Origin of the sequence: Microbulbifer sp. VAAF005, assembly GCF_030012985.1 — a bacterium.
In the GTDB taxonomy this organism is placed as follows: Bacteria; Pseudomonadota; Gammaproteobacteria; order Pseudomonadales; family Cellvibrionaceae; genus Microbulbifer.
This window is the reverse complement of the sequence record NZ_CP120233.1, coordinates 1,686,605-1,701,850: the sequence shown is the minus strand read 5'-3', so window position 1 is coordinate 1,701,850 and position 15,246 is coordinate 1,686,605. Positions and strand designations below refer to the sequence as shown.

Annotated in this window: 13 protein-coding genes; 12 read left to right on the top strand and 1 reads right to left on the bottom strand. The window is 51.8% G+C overall.

The window, feature by feature from the left end:
• Positions 1-11: 11 nt before the first annotated feature.
• The 12 genes from P0078_RS07545 to P0078_RS07490 all read left to right on the top strand — a co-directional run bounded on the left by P0078_RS07545 (position 12) and on the right by P0078_RS07490 (position 14,805).
• Positions 12-2,843 carry a 2-oxoglutarate dehydrogenase E1 component gene (locus P0078_RS07545; RefSeq protein WP_282933821.1) on the top strand — a complete coding sequence of 944 codons (2,832 nt, stop codon included), beginning with the start codon at positions 12-14 and terminating at the stop codon, positions 2,841-2,843.
• 46 nt (positions 2,844-2,889) lie between these two features.
• Positions 2,890-4,089 (top strand): 2-oxoglutarate dehydrogenase complex dihydrolipoyllysine-residue succinyltransferase, encoded by a 1,200-nt coding sequence (odhB, locus tag P0078_RS07540; protein WP_282933820.1) that lies wholly within the window; start codon positions 2,890-2,892, stop codon positions 4,087-4,089.
• Positions 4,090-4,153: 64 nt separating this feature from the next.
• The gene (gene lpdA, locus P0078_RS07535; RefSeq protein ID WP_282933819.1) at positions 4,154-5,596 is read left to right on the top strand and encodes a dihydrolipoyl dehydrogenase; all 1,443 of its coding nucleotides are present in this window, start codon (positions 4,154-4,156) and stop codon (positions 5,594-5,596) included.
• Positions 5,597-5,757: 161 nt separating this feature from the next.
• Positions 5,758-6,924, top strand: a complete 1,167-nt coding sequence (sucC, locus tag P0078_RS07530) for an ADP-forming succinate--CoA ligase subunit beta (RefSeq protein ID WP_282933818.1) — start codon at positions 5,758-5,760, stop codon at positions 6,922-6,924.
• A 2-nt stretch (positions 6,925-6,926) separates the two neighbouring features.
• The gene (sucD, locus tag P0078_RS07525; RefSeq protein WP_108734154.1) at positions 6,927-7,799 is read left to right on the top strand and encodes a succinate--CoA ligase subunit alpha; all 873 of its coding nucleotides are present in this window, start codon (positions 6,927-6,929) and stop codon (positions 7,797-7,799) included.
• Between the two features lie 479 nt (positions 7,800-8,278).
• On the top strand, positions 8,279-8,998 hold the full coding sequence (locus P0078_RS07520; protein WP_282933817.1) for a M12 family metallopeptidase: 720 nt from the start codon (positions 8,279-8,281) through the stop codon (positions 8,996-8,998).
• A gap of 435 nt (positions 8,999-9,433) precedes the next feature.
• On the top strand, positions 9,434-10,333 hold the full coding sequence (gene mtnP / locus P0078_RS07515) for an S-methyl-5'-thioadenosine phosphorylase (RefSeq protein ID WP_282933816.1): 900 nt from the start codon (positions 9,434-9,436) through the stop codon (positions 10,331-10,333).
• 5 nt (positions 10,334-10,338) lie between these two features.
• The gene (arsS, locus tag P0078_RS07510; protein ID WP_282933815.1) at positions 10,339-11,286 is read left to right on the top strand and encodes an arsenosugar biosynthesis radical SAM (seleno)protein ArsS; all 948 of its coding nucleotides are present in this window, start codon (positions 10,339-10,341) and stop codon (positions 11,284-11,286) included.
• A 32-nt stretch (positions 11,287-11,318) separates the two neighbouring features.
• Positions 11,319-12,002, top strand: a complete 684-nt coding sequence (locus P0078_RS07505; protein ID WP_282933814.1) for a TVP38/TMEM64 family protein — start codon at positions 11,319-11,321, stop codon at positions 12,000-12,002.
• 7 nt (positions 12,003-12,009) lie between these two features.
• On the top strand, positions 12,010-13,485 hold the full coding sequence (locus P0078_RS07500; RefSeq protein ID WP_282933813.1) for a dihydrolipoyl dehydrogenase family protein: 1,476 nt from the start codon (positions 12,010-12,012) through the stop codon (positions 13,483-13,485).
• Positions 13,485-14,159, top strand: a complete 675-nt coding sequence (locus tag P0078_RS07495; RefSeq protein WP_282933812.1) for a TIGR04283 family arsenosugar biosynthesis glycosyltransferase — start codon at positions 13,485-13,487, stop codon at positions 14,157-14,159. Before P0078_RS07500 ends, P0078_RS07495 begins: the two co-directional genes overlap by 1 nt.
• Positions 14,152-14,805 carry a TIGR04282 family arsenosugar biosynthesis glycosyltransferase gene (locus tag P0078_RS07490; RefSeq protein ID WP_282933811.1) on the top strand — a complete coding sequence of 218 codons (654 nt, stop codon included), beginning with the start codon at positions 14,152-14,154 and terminating at the stop codon, positions 14,803-14,805. Before P0078_RS07495 ends, P0078_RS07490 begins: the two co-directional genes overlap by 8 nt.
• 25 nt (positions 14,806-14,830) lie before the next feature.
• Here the strand turns inward: P0078_RS07490 and P0078_RS07485 are convergent, their stop codons facing one another.
• Positions 14,831-15,235 carry a hypothetical protein gene (locus P0078_RS07485; RefSeq protein ID WP_282933810.1) on the bottom strand — a complete coding sequence of 135 codons (405 nt, stop codon included), beginning with the start codon at positions 15,233-15,235 and terminating at the stop codon, positions 14,831-14,833.
• Positions 15,236-15,246 lie beyond the last annotated feature (11 nt).

The following is a 15,246-nucleotide window of genomic DNA, read 5'->3' as shown; positions in this document are numbered from 1 at the left end:
TAGGCATCAACATGCACGAAAGTACCATGGAGCAGCTGTGGCGTAGCTCCCATATCTCCGGGGGCAATGCTGCCTACGTGGAGGAGCTTTACGAGACCTATCTGCACGACCCCAACGGTGTCCCCGAGGAGTGGCGCAATTATTTCGATAGCCTCCCCCGCGTTGAGGGCAGCAGCGATGTTTCCCACGCTGCTGTTCGCCAGCACTTTGAGCTGCTCAGCAAACACCGCGCGCGTCCGGTGGCCGCTCCCGGTGCGGCCGGCTCTGCCAATATTGAGCACGAGCGCAAGCAGATTAAAGTTCTGCAACTGATCGATTCCTACCGCCATCGCGGCCATAAAAAAGCGACCCTCGACCCCCTGGGCTTGATGGCTCGCGAACAAGTGCCCGACCTGCAACTGAGCTACCACGGCCTGACTGAGGGTGATTTCGATACCACCTTCAATACCGGTAGCCTGTTCCTCGGTAAAGAAGAGGCGACCCTGCGTGAAATCGTCGAGGGTTTGGAGAATACCTACTGTGGCAATCTGGGTGCGGAGATCATGCATCTCTCCAACCTGGAAGAGCAGCAGTGGTTCCAGCAGCGCCTTGAGCGCAGCCAGTCTAAAGCCAACTTCGGCACCGACATCCAGATTGAAATCCTGCAGCGCCTTTCCGCCGCTGAAGGCCTGGAGCGCCACCTGGACTCCAAGTACCCCGGCACCAAGCGCTTCGGTGTAGAGGGTGGTGAGAGCCTGATCCCGATGATGGACGCTCTGATCCGTCGCTCCGGCACCTACGGGGTGAAGGAAGTGGTGATCGGTATGGCCCACCGCGGCCGCCTGAATACCCTGGTCAATATCCTCGGTAAAAACCCTGCGGATCTGTTCCAGGAGTTTGAAGGCAAGAAGACCCTCGATACTTCTGGTGACGTGAAATACCACCAGGGCTTCTCCTCTAACGTGATGACTCCCGGTGGTGAAGTGCATCTGGCCCTGGCCTTTAACCCGTCGCACCTGGAAATCAGTGCGCCCGTGGTAGTGGGTTCCGTGCGCGCCCGCCAGGATCGCCGCAAAGATGCGACCGGTGAGAAAGTAATGCCGATCAACATCCATGGTGACGCGGCTTTTGCCGGCCAGGGTGTGGTGCAGGAAACCCTGCAGATGTCCCAGACCCGCGGTTACTACACCGGCGGTACTGTGCACATCGTACTGAACAACCAGGTGGGCTTTACCACCAGCAAGCGCGAAGATGCCCGCTCCACCGAGTACTCCACCGATCCCGCTAAGATGATCGATGCGCCGGTGCTGCACGTGAATGGCGACGACCCGGAAATGGTCGTATTGGCCGCGCTGCTGGCGGTGGACTACCGCTACGAATTTAAGAAAGATATCGTTATCGACCTGGTCTGCTACCGTCGTCGCGGCCACAACGAGACCGATGACCCCTCTGGTACCCAGCCTCTGATGTACCAGACTATCCGCAAGCACAAGACTACCCGCACGCTCTATTCCGAGAAGCTGGTGGGCGAGGGCATCCTGGACAAGGTTGCCGCAGACAAGCTGGCCAACGACTACCGCGACAAACTGGATGCCGGTGAAGACGTTGCTACCGGTCTTGTGAAGAAGCCGGACTCCTCCATGTTTGTTGACTGGAGCCCCTACCTGGGCCACGACTGGCAGGTGCCTGCAGATACCGGCTATGCGCTGCCGAAGCTGCAGGATGTCGCTACTCGCATGACCAACGTGCCCGATGGCGTGGTAATGCAGCGCCAGGTCTCCAAAATTTATGAAGACCGCCGCAAAATGGCCGGTGGCGCCCTGCCTCTGAACTGGGGCATGGCGGAAACCTTGGCTTACGGCACTCTGCTGGAAGAGGGCTTTATGGTCCGCTTTACCGGTGAAGACGTGGGTCGCGGTACCTTCTCCCACCGTCACGCGGTGGTTCACAGCCAGAAAGACGGTCAGAGCTATGTGCCTTTGCAGCACATGTTTGAAGACCAGCCGCCTTTCTATATCTACGACTCGCTGCTGTCCGAAGAGGCGGTGTTGGCGTTTGAATACGGCTACGCCACCACGACACCAAAGTCCCTGGTGGTGTGGGAAGCCCAGTTTGGTGACTTCGCCAACGGTGCCCAGGTTGTAATCGACCAGTTCATCACTTCCGGTGAGCACAAGTGGGGCCGTATGTGCGGCCTGGTAATGCTGTTGCCGCACGGCTACGAAGGCCAGGGCCCGGAGCACTCCTCTGCGCGTCTTGAGCGCTTTATGCAGCTGTGTGCGGAGCACAATATCCAGGTGTGTAACGCCACTACCCCGGCACAGATCTTCCACCTGCTGCGTCGCCAGGCGGTGCGCCCAATGCGCCGTCCTCTGGTGATTATGAGTCCAAAGTGGATTCTGCGTCACAAGCTGGCCACTTCCAGCCTGGAAGAGCTGGCAGAAGGTCGCTTCCACAACGTGATCCAGGACCAGGGCGTAGATCCAGACAAAGTGAAGCGTGTGGTTCTGTGTTCCGGCAAGGTTTACTACCACCTGCTGGAAGCCCGTATGGAGCGCGAACAGGAAGATGTGGCGTTCGTACGAATCGAGCAGCTGTACCCATTCCCGGACGAAGAGTTTGTGGAAGCGGTTTCCGCATTCAAGAAGATCAAGAGTGTTGCCTGGTGTCAGGAAGAGCCCATGAACCAGGGCGCCTGGTACTCCAGCCAGCACCACTTGCGTCGCCTGTTGTCGGAAACCCATCCGAAGCTGGATCTGGAATATGTGGGCCGCGCCCCATCCGCAGCACCTGCGGCGGGCTATATGTCCACGCACCTTGAAGAACAGAATAAGTTCATCAACGAGGCGCTGACCGTCAAATAACCGGCGGCAGTAATAAGTGAAGAGTCAATCTCAGGAAACAGAAAAAATGACGATCGAGATTAAAGCGCCAACTTTCCCTGAATCAGTTCAGGACGGAACTGTCGCCACCTGGCATAAACAACCAGGTGAAGCTGTGTCCCGCGATGAACTGATCGTGGATATCGAAACCGATAAAGTTGTGCTGGAAGTTGTTGCACCTGCCGATGGTGCCCTGACTGAAATCATCAAGGGTGAGGGCGATACCGTTCTCTCCAATGAGGTGATTGCCAAGTTTGAAGCGGGCGCTGGCGCAGCTGCTGCCCCGGCGGAAGAAAAAGCAGAAGCTCCGGCTGCCGAAGCCGCAGCTCCTGCGGCTGGCGACAAAATTGCCATGCCATCTGCCAAGAAAATGGCTGCTGAGAAGGGCGTAGACCTGGCCGGTGTTGAAGGCACTGGCAAGGGTGGTCGCGTTCTCAAGGAAGACGTAATGAAAGCGGGCACTGCGCCGGCTGCCGCTGCTGCACCTGCCGCCGCTGTTGCTGAAGTTGCGGTTGCTCCGGGTGAGCGCGTAGAGAAGCGTGTACCCATGACCCGTATGCGCAAGCGTATCGCTGAGCGCCTGCTGGACGCTTCCCAGTCCACCGCCATGCTCACCACCTTTAACGAGGTGAACATGAAGCCGATTATGGACCTGCGCAAGAACTACAAAGACCTGTTCGAGAAGACCCACAACGGCACTCGTCTGGGCTTTATGGGCTTCTTCGTAAAAGCTGCAGTAGAAGCGCTGAAGCGTTACACCGCAGTGAATGCGTCTATCGACGGCAACGATATCGTTTACCACGGTTACCAGGATATCGGTGTAGCGGTTTCCTCTCCGAAAGGCCTGGTTGTGCCGATTCTGCGCAACGCGGAGAACATGGGCCTGGCGGATATGGAAAACAATATCCGCGATCTGGGTGTTCGCGCCCGCGATGGCAAACTGTCTATCGAAGAGATGACTGGCGGTACCTTCACCATCACCAACGGTGGTGTATTCGGTTCCCTGCTGTCCACTCCGATTTTGAACCCACCGCAAACTGCAATTCTGGGTATGCACAAAATCCAGGAGCGCCCGATGGCGGTAAATGGCAAGGTGGAAATCCTGCCGATGATGTACCTGGCGCTGTCCTATGACCACCGTCTGATCGACGGTAAGGAAGCGGTTGGCTTCCTGGTAGCGATCAAGGAAATGATCGAAGATCCAGCGCGTATCTTGCTCGAAGTTTAAACAATAAATCTTGGGGCCTGCGGGCCCCTCGATCACACTGCATTAGAAATATCTGGAACTGATCATGTCCGAAAAATTTGACGTAATCGTAATTGGCTCCGGTCCTGGTGGTTATGTCGCTGCCATCCGTGCCGCTCAGTTGGGCTTGAAAACGGCTTGTATCGAAAAGTGGAAAAACAAGGAAGGTAAATACGTAAATGGCGGTACCTGCCTGAACGTTGGCTGTATTCCTTCCAAGGCACTGCTGGACAGCTCCTGGAAATACCACGAAGCCAAAGATGCTCTCGACGTGCACGGCATTGAAGTCGGCAAGGTCAAGATGGATGTGAGCAAGATGATCGAGCGCAAAGGCGAGATCGTTAAGAAACTGACCGGTGGTGTAGCAGGTCTGTTCACCGCCAATAAAGTGACCTCCATTTTCGGCACCGGCAAACTGCTGGCGAACAAGAAAGTGGAAGTAACCGACGACGAAGGCAACAGCACCGTCTACGAAGCTGAAAATGTCATTCTGGCTTCCGGTTCTGTACCGGTAAATATTCCGCCCGCTCCGGTAGACAACAAAATTATTGTCGATTCCACCGGTGCACTGGAATTCGCTGAAACTCCAAAGCGTTTGGGTGTTATCGGTGCCGGTGTTATCGGTCTGGAGCTGGGTTCTGTATGGAACCGCCTGGGCTCCGAAGTGGTTGTTCTGGAAGCGATGGACAAGTTCCTGGCGATCATGGACCAACAGGTTGCCAAGGAATCCCAGAAGATCTTCAAGAAGCAGGGCCTGGATATCCGTCTCGCTTGCCGCGTAACCGGCTCCGAAGTGAAAGGCGAAGAAGTGGTTGTTACTTACCAGGACAAAGATGGTAAAGAGCACCAGGAAACTTTCGACAAGCTGATCGTTTGCGTTGGCCGTCGTCCTTACACTGAAGGCCTTCTGTCTGAAGATGCCGGTGTGAAGATGGACGAGCGTGGATTCATCTATGTCAACGACCTGTGCATGACTTCTGCACCGGGCGTATGGGCGATTGGTGACGTGGTACGCGGCCCAATGCTGGCACACAAGGCCTCAGAAGAAGGTGTTGTGGTTGCCGAGCGCATCGCTGGCCAGAAGCCGATGATGAACTACGACGTGATCCCCAACGTTATTTACACTCACCCGGAAATCGCTGCGGTTGGTCGCACCGAAGAGCAGGTGAAGGCCGATGGCGAGCCCTACAACGTAGGCAGCTTCCCGTTTGCTATCAACGGCCGCGCTATGGCCGCCAACGATACCCAGGGCTTCGTGAAAATCATTGCTCACGCGGAAACTGACCGCGTACTGGGTGCCCATATTGTTGGCCCGTCTGCCGCAGACCTGGTTCAGCAAGTGGCGATCGCGATGGAATTCGGCTCCAGTGCTGAAGACATCGGTATGACGGTATTTGCGCACCCGACTCTTTCCGAAACTGTGAAAGAAGCGGCGCTGGGAGTGAACGGCCATGCGATTCACACCGTAAATCGCAAGAAGCGCAAGTAAGAATATTTTTCGATTTCGGGGCACTAATTATTGATTAATTAGCGCCCCGGTTTCATTTGTGGAATTTGAAATTTGCAACGACGGAAATTTTAAATTTCTCTTTCAGGTGCAGAGTGATCTGCAATTAGTAAACACATTTTATATGTGAATTGGTATTGACTATGAACTTGCATGAGTATCAGGGCAAACAACTGTTTGCGGAATACGGATTGCCGGTTTCCAAAGGCATTGCAGCGGAAACCCCGGCAGCGGCAGCAGCAGCGGCTGACGAAATTGGCGGTGATAAGTGGGTAGTAAAGGCCCAGGTACACGCTGGTGGCCGCGGTAAGGCTGGCGGTGTAAAGCTGGTAGATTCCAAGGCAGAGATTGAAGAGTTTGCCAAGAAGTGGCTGGGCGAGCGTCTGGTAACTTATCAAACAGACGAAAATGGCCAGCCGGTTTCCCGTATCCTGGTTGAAAGCTGCACTGACATCGACCAAGAACTGTACCTTGGCGCCGTTGTTGACCGCTCCACCCGTCGTATCGTTTTCATGGCTTCCACCGAAGGCGGCGTTGAGATCGAGAAAGTAGCGGAAGAGACTCCAGAAAAAATCCTGAAAGCCACTATCGATCCGCTGGTAGGCGCTCAGCCTTACCAAGCGCGCGAGCTGGCTTTCAAACTGGGCCTGAACCCGACTCAGGTTAAGCAGTTCACCAAGATCTTCCTCGGCCTGGCAAAAATGTTCCAGGAAAAAGATCTGGCCCTGCTGGAAATCAACCCGCTGGTAATCACCACCGAAGGCAACCTGCACTGCTTGGACGCCAAAGTGGTAATCGACAGCAACGCGCTATACCGCCACGCTGACCTGCGCGAAATGCACGATCCTTCCCAGGAAGATTCCCGTGAAGCGCACGCTGCCAAGTTCGACCTGAACTACGTAGCTCTCGATGGCAACATCGGCTGCATGGTAAACGGTGCTGGTCTGGCCATGGGTACCATGGACATCGTAAACCTGCACGGCGGCAAGCCAGCTAACTTCCTGGACGTTGGCGGCGGCGCGACCAAAGAGCGCGTTGTTGAAGCGTTCAAGATCATCCTGTCTGACGAGAACGTAAAAGCCGTACTGATCAACATCTTCGGTGGTATCGTTCGCTGTGACATGATCGCCGAAGGCGTTGTGGGCGCAGTAAAAGAAGTTGGCGTTAAAGTACCGGTTGTTGTTCGCCTGGAAGGTAACAACGCAGATCTGGGCGCCAAGGTTCTGAGCGACAGTGGCCTGAACATTATCGCGGCTACCAGTCTGACCGATGCGGCTCAGCAAGTGGTTAAAGCTGCGGAGGGTAAATAATCATGTCAGTATTGATTAACAAAGACACTAAAGTAATCTGCCAGGGCTTCACCGGCTCCCAGGGTACTTTCCACTCCGAGCAAGCGATTGCTTACGGCACCAAGATGGTTGGTGGTGTAACTCCGGGTAAAGGCGGCCAGACTCACCTGGGCCTGCCAGTATTCGACACCGTTAAAGAAGCGGTAGAGAAGACCGGCGCTGAAGCTTCCGTAATCTACGTACCTGCGCCTTTCTGTAAGGATTCCATCCTGGAAGCGGCCAACGCTGGTATCAAGCTGATTGTTTGTATCACCGAAGGTATTCCGACTCTGGATATGCTCGACGCTAAAGTGAAGTGCGACGAGCTGGGCGTGCGCCTGATCGGCCCGAACTGCCCGGGTGTTATCACTCCGGGTGAGTGCAAGATCGGTATTATGCCAGGTCACATCCACAAGCCGGGTAAAGTGGGCATCGTTTCCCGTTCCGGTACCCTGACCTATGAAGCGGTTAAGCAAACCACCGACTACGGCTTTGGCCAGTCCACCTGTGTGGGCATCGGTGGTGACCCCATCCCGGGTTCCAACTTCATCGATATCCTGGAAATGTTCCAGAACGATCCGCAGACCGAAGCAATCGTTATGATCGGTGAGATCGGTGGCACTGCTGAAGAAGAAGCAGCTGCTTACATCAAGGAAAATGTTACCAAGCCTGTAGTTTCCTACATCGCTGGTGTAACTGCTCCTCCCGGCAAGCGTATGGGTCACGCGGGCGCGATTATCTCCGGTGGTAAAGGCACCGCAGACGAGAAATTCGCTGCTCTGGAAGACGCTGGTGTTAAAACCGTGCGCTCCCTGGCTCAGATCGGCGACGCTCTGAAGGAAATTACTGGCTGGTAAGTAATTGCCAACTTTTAGTTTTCAAAAAAGCCACCCATTGGGTGGCTTTTTTTATGGCTGTATAAAGTCGGGTCAGATTAGGCAGGGTTGCGCTGGGCTCTCCCAGTAAATAGTTTTACCTATCTTTACATTTTCATGGTGTTTACAGTTTTATCTGTTGTTAAGTTTTCTTTTTTTCGCTGAAAGTTGATTTTCATTCTCTCTTCATTTTTGTACTTCTATCTATAGGTCACGTAAGTCTGCGTTTTGTAAGGCTTTTCTTGTGGTTCCTGATTCTTTTGGTTGCTTGCTGAAAATATTTGAATATTTTTTATTGCAAAAATCGATTTTGGTTTTGGTGTTTGGAAAAGGTTTTTTGTGATCTCTTCCCTCTTTTTGTTTTCTATTTCTGTCGGGTGAATTTTGACTTGCCGAATTTGGTGCGGCAGTGTTGGTTCTCGTTATGGCAGCGAAAATAACTTTTCAGGAGGTGCGTCAGCATGGGGCTAGCTATAGATAAAAATATTCGAAAAATATCCTATAAGATAGACTTTGGTGGATTTTCTTTGGATAGGAATGAAGAGGTAGGTGGGGTTTGGCCGAATGGTGTGGTGAAATATTACGTGCCCTCCAATTTAGATTCCGGTTATGTTAATTCGGTAAAAAAGGCTATGTCTCATTGGGAAATTTGCATTTATCGAAAGTTCAGATTTGCAGCGATTAAGTTCCTGCAGGTTGGAGCGGCAGGCCGTGGAGTGGTTACAATTAAGGACGACCGCAGTAGTGCGACGGTAGGGTTTACCAATAAAACCGATCAATATTGTGGTGTAGATTGGAAAACTAATAGAGCAGCGATTGCCTCCCTTCCCCATGAAATCGGTCATACATTGGGTTTGGCCCACGAACACATGCGTGCCGACGCCCCTCTGTCAGTGAAGAACACACTGGACTCCCTGCAGCAGCAAACTCGGGTGCAAACCCTCACCAGGTTTTTAACACACAATTCTGCTTTTGATGGAAACTCCATCATGATGTATGACGACCAGGCAAGGGCACTGGGGATTGTAAAAAACACTCGTGAGGGAGGCTGTAAAATATCGGCCAATCAGGTGAATAGTTCTACCTGGAATCCCAGTGCTGGGGATCTGGATATGCTTTCTTATCTCTATGATGGCAAGCGTCAGACTCTGCCGAGATCTTTTGCCGGGCCTTTGATGTAGCCGAAAGAACTAGGGTGCGATGCGATTATTTTTTTTGGAATAAAAATAAGGGAGTTTTTTGCTCCCTTTTTTATGTTGCTACATGGTGTCGGGCTGAGCTGTAGTGGCCTCTTTAAAATTCAATTTCATATCTATCAATTAAGAAAAGGATTTTCTGGGTTTTGCTAGGAGAATATTGCCTTTTCTGTGTCGATGATTATTAACTGTCAGCTCTTAATGTGGTGGATAGAAATTCATTATCGTAAGCTGTAAATCGTGACGTTCTATTGATCTAAATTCTGAAGAATAACTCTAGCTTACCTGTAAAATTTTAGCGGCCAGGGTATAGGTAATAGAGATGCCACGGCTTTTCTAAGTTTCCTTTATCGTCGCTGGTGATATACACGACTTGCCCCCACTCCTATACTGCCGAAAACCAACTGTTTAGGAGCGGATATGACCAGGGCATTGATTGGGGTGATTGGAGGTAGTGGTCTGTACGATATGCCGGGGTTGACTGAGGTGGAGGAGGTCCATATCGACACTCCCTTTGGCAGGACTTCGGATGCCATTGTCTGCGGTAAGCTTGCAGGTGTGCCAGTAGCTTTCCTGGCCCGTCATGGTCGCAATCATCACCTGGTCCCTTCCCAAGTACCTTATCAGGCAAATATCCATGCCCTGCGCCAGCTGGGCGTGCGCTACATCCTATCTCTCTCAGCTGTGGGCTCCCTACAGGAAGAGGTACGGCCGCTGGATATGTTAATCCCCGATCAGTTCATTGATATGACTCGCCGGCGGCAAAGTACCTTTTTTGGAGATGGTGCGGTTGCCCATGTGTCCATGGCCGATCCTGTATGCCCTGCTGTCGCTGATAGTTTGGCGCGTGCTTTCACGCTGACCCAGGCAGAGCAGCCAATTGAGTTACACCGGGGCGGCAGTTATATCTGTATCGAGGGCCCCCAGTTTTCCACCCGTGCCGAGTCCCACTGGTATCGCAGTATGGGGGCGTCGGTCATCGGTATGACCAATATGCCTGAGGCCAAGTTGGCCCGGGAGGCACAAATTGCCTATGCCACGCTGGCCATGGCTACTGACTACGATTGTTGGCACCCTCGTGAGGAGGCGGTAACCGCAGAGATAGCGATTGCTAATCTTCAGCAAAATGCCGCGCGCGCGCAGCAGATTGCGATGGAAGCTATACGTATTTTAGGCGCTGAGCAACCGGAGTCCTCCGCTCATACAGCACTGTTGAGCGGTCTGGTGACTCCGCTCGAAGCTATGCCTGAGGAGACACAAGCTGTAATAAAACCACTGCTTGCTCCGACAGAACCAGAGCTTGAAGAAATGGAGCAGTGATATCGATGCGTGAGACCTTACCCCTGCTGGAGCTATCGGACTTCCCCTCTCTGCACCGGGGGGCCATTGAGACCTTGCAGGTCAATATTGGCTACCGTTGTAATCAGCGCTGTTTACACTGCCACGTCAGTGCTGGGCCTAATCGAACCGAGATGATGTCGGACGAAAATTTGGCGCTGTTATTGGAGGTTCTCACGGTCCGTAAACCCCGTGTGCTGGATGTGACTGGTGGGGCCCCGGAATTGCACTGGGGCTTTCGATCCCTTGTAAGAGGGGCGCGTGAGCGAGGAGTACATGTAATAGATCGCTGCAACCTGACAGTTCTTTTTGAGCCGGGCCAGGAAGATACCGCAGAATTCCTCGCTGAAAACCAGGTTGAGGTCGTTGCCTCCCTGCCGTGTTACTCAATCGATAATGTTGATAAGCAACGAGGTAAAGGGGTATTCGATAAGAGTATTGCCGCGCTACAAAAATTAAATGCATTGGGCTACGGCAAGCCCGGCAGTGGCCTAGAGCTCAACTTGGTCTATAACCCCCAGGGACCCTTTTTACCCCCGGAGCAAAGTGCTTTGGAGGCGGACTACCGAAGAGAGTTGGCGAACCACTTCTCCATTAAATTTAATCATTTGTTCGCTCTCGCCAATATGCCAATCAAGCGTTTTGGTTCCATGTTGGTTTCCAAGGGGCAGTTTCACGATTATATGGCGCTACTTAAAGACAGTTACAGTGCGGATAATCTCGCTGATGTTATGTGTCGTAGCTTGGTTAGTGTCGATTGGCAGGGAAACCTATTTGATTGCGATTTTAACCAACAACTCAACATGCCTATTCCCGGCCGATTACATTTGCGAGATTTAATCGAGATAGATCTAAAGGGGGCGGCAATTTGCGTTGCAGATCACTGTTACGGTTGTACAGCTGGGCAGGGAAGTAGTTGTGGTGGGGCTCTCTAGCTTTCTGTTAAGGCAGATGGAACCTGAAAACGATGAGTAAAAAAATCCTGCTGGTAGCCGCTATTGTCGTATTGGTGGTGGCTTTCTACGTGCTTGATCTGCACCACTGGTTGAGCCTGGAAAAGTTAAAGGATGGAGCGGAGGACTTTAAGCGCTGGCAGATGTCGTCGCCGCTTTTAGTCGGGTTTTTGTTTCTGGTCTTCTATATTTTGGTGACTGGCTTATCACTTCCCGGGGCAGCAATTCTAACTATTGCAGCCGGCGCATTGTTCGGTCTTTTCTGGGGTACTGTAATCGTTTCGTTTGCTTCCAGTATCGGTGCCACCCTGGCCTTTTTAATGGCTCGATATTTATTCCGGGACTATATTCAGGGGCGTTTCTCAGAGCGGCTTCAAGTCGTCAATAAGGGAATTGAGCGGGAGGGGGCATTTTACCTTTTTGCGCTGCGATTGGTGCCGGCTTTCCCTTTTTTCTTAATTAATATCCTGATGGGGCTCACCCATATTAAAGCCTGGACTTTCTACTGGGTTAGCCAGCTCGGAATGCTGGCGGGTACGATAGTTTACGTAAATGCCGGCACCCAGTTGATGAGAGTGGAAAATCTCAAGGATATTTTATCTTTGCCACTGTTATTGTCTTTTGTTCTATTGGGTGTGTTTCCCTTAATTGCAAAATATGCGCTCAACTGGCTTAAGCGCAGGCGTCAGGCCGGGTGATCGATTTATGCAGAAACCTAAGAAGTTTGATCGTAACTTAATTGTTATTGGTGGTGGTGCGGCGGGCTTGGTCACGGCTTATATCTCTGCGGCGGTTAAAGCAAAAGTTACTCTGATCGAAGCGGGTAAAATGGGTGGTGATTGTCTCAATACCGGCTGTGTACCCAGCAAAGCATTGATTATGTGCGCGCGGCAGGCCCATAGGGCGCGATGTGCAAGTGAGTTTGGCGTTATTCTTCAAGAGCCCGTAATTGATTTTCCCCGGGTTATGCAGCATGTCAGAGAATCAATTCAAGCAATCGAGCCCAACGATAGTGTTGAGCGCTATACCGAGCTTGGGGTTGAAGTACTACAGGGAACCGCAGAGTTGGTAGACCCCTGGACGGTGAAGACCTGTCTAAACGGTGGGGGAGAGCAAATACTGACGGCGAGAGCTATTGTATTAGCTACCGGCGCTGAGCCGAGTGCCCCGCCGTTTCCCGGACTCGATCAAGTGAATTACCTCACAAGCGATACCTTGTGGGATCGCTTTACCCAGCTACAAGCTCCGCCCCGCCGACTGGTGTTGTTAGGTGGCGGGGCAATAGGTTGTGAGCTGGCACAAGCATTGGTCCGGCTCGGTTCGCAAGTCGTCTTGGTGGAGAGATCCGATACTATATTACCGGAGCTTGATACGGAAGTATCCGCAGCCGTAACTGAGGCGCTCACCCGCGATGGTGTAGAAATATTAACAGATCATGAAGCCGTTGAATTTGAGGGTAGTCCTGAACGAAACGGTGGAACCCTAATTGTTCAGAATAAGGGCAATAAGGTTAGGTTGGAGTTTGATGAAGTAATTCTGGCGCTGGGTAGAAAAGCGAAATTGGCAGGTCTTGGGCTTGAAAACTTGGGCTTGCAGGAAAGTGGCAGGCTTCAATTGGATGGATACCTGCGTACAACCTATCCCCATATTCTTGCTGCAGGGGATGTTGCCGGACCTTATCAGTTTACCCATATGGCCTCCCACCAGGCCTGGTATGCAGCGGTGAATGCACTTTTTGGTGATCTCAAAAAGTTTGCCGTAGATTATTCATTAGTTCCCAGTTCTGTATTTGTCGATCCTGAGGTGGCCAGTGTTGGCCTTTCTGAGGAGGCCGCTCGTAAACAGAATGTTAATTACGAGATAACCCGCTACGATCTCGAACATTTAGATCGAGCGATTGTCGATGGTGCGCGCCGGGGTTTTGTGAAAGTACTTACGGTGCCGGGGAAAGATAAAATACTCGGTGTTTCCATTGTCGGTGAGAATGCAGCGGAATTAATTGCGGAGTTTATTTTGGCGATGAAATATGGGCTGGGATTGAATAAAATTCTCTCAACGATTCATATCTATCCCACTATGAGTGAAGCCAATAAATTTGTTGCGGGCAATTGGAAACGTGCTCACGCACCAACAGCTATTTTACGTTTCTTAGAGGTTTTTAACCGCTGGAGGCGTAACTAATGCAATTCAGTGTGATAGTCCCTCTATTAAATGAAAAGGAGCAAATAACCTCTTTACTGGAGCACTTGCAGAATTTGAAAGTGCAGGAAGGTTGTGAAGTTATTGTCGTAGATGGCGGCAGTACCGATGGTAGTGTTGAGATCCTAGAGCAGTCTGGTTTGCAGCTGGTCCACGCCACTCGGGGTAGGGCGGTTCAGATGAATGCCGGTGCGTTAATGGCTAAAGGTCAGTGGTTAGTGTTTTTGCATGCCGATAGCCGTCTACCCGCAGATGCTCTCAAGTCCATCACAAACCTCGAAAAGGAGAATGCTCACTGGGGGCGTTTTAATATTCAAATTGTCGGGAGCAGTTTTTGGTTTCCATTAATTGCCTCCCTGGTTAATTTTCGCTCTCGTTTTAGTGGTATTGCTACAGGGGATCAGGCCATTTTTGTACGCCGTGGTTTGTTCGAAGCCATCGGTGGATTTCCTGCGCAGCCGTTGATGGAAGATATTGAGCTGAGTCGCCGTTTGCGCAGTTATTACTGGCCCTATTGTTCTCGGGAAAAAGTAGAAACCTCAGGGCGTCGCTGGGAAAAGTACGGCGTATTGAGAACCATTTTATTGATGTGGCGATTGCGTTTTGATTACTGGCGGGGCGTATCAGCAGAGAGTTTGGCAAAGCGCTATGAGTAGTTTTCTATTGCCGCCCATGCGTCTTGTAGTGATGGCCAAGGCTCCATTGCCAGGGTATGCAAAAACTCGGCTAATTCCTACTTTGGGAGAGAAGGGCGCAGCTGCTCTCGCACTACAGTTATTGCAGGGTACATTGGCAGAAGCGGTGAAGGCGGATCTGGGCCCTGTCGAGCTGCATGTTGCGCCTAACTCCCGGCACCCTTTCTGGCAGGAGTTCAAGTTGCCTCAGGGGGTAACGCTTTACAGCCAGTCAGAAGGTGATCTCGGTCAGCGCTTGTGGCGGGCTGCGAAAAGTTCTTATGCCGATGGTCAGGGGCTCTTTTTGTTGGGGACAGATTGCCCTGCATTAAATGCAGAAAGACTCCGAGCTGCAGCTATGGCACTAGTGCATACAGACTCCGTTATGTATCCCGCAAATGATGGTGGCTACACCCTATTGGGCTTGAGGCAGCTGCATTCTCGCTTGTTTGAAGATATATGTTGGAGTACTGAAGTCGTTGCCCAGCAAACCCTGGCGCGATTACAGGAATGTGATATGCAGTGTCAGCAATTGGATGTGCTTGTAGATATTGATGACCCTGAGGATTTGCAGTTTTTACCTAGAACTCTTTCGAGGAGTCTGGCAGATTTTCGGGAAGCAGATTAAAAGCAATCGAGAGTAAGGGGTATTTCTAGCTTGAACCAGGAAGTGCTGGCTCTAGGAATATAACTTCCCGCGTGACCTGCCAGCGCCCATCTTCATACACCAAATCGATCGCCAGTTTTAACAGTTGCTCCTGGCCAGCCAAATTGTTTTTTCGCGAGAAGATCACTAAAGCACTGTTTTCATTTGCCACTATGTGGTGAATTTTTTTCCAGCCGTTGAGAGGCAGTTCACCCGCGTCACGCTTGGCCTTAAACATATTGATGAAGGCTGTTTTGTCTGCCACTGTGACCCGATCCGAAGGGTCTAGTAGGAAGACCTGCATTTCCCGGTGGTAGACACTTTCCAGTTCGTCTTCTTTGCAGTACACCCCGGCCTGCACGAGGTAGTCCATAAACTGCTCAATCTCTCTTACTGTATCTGGATTATCCATCGCTCAGGCAC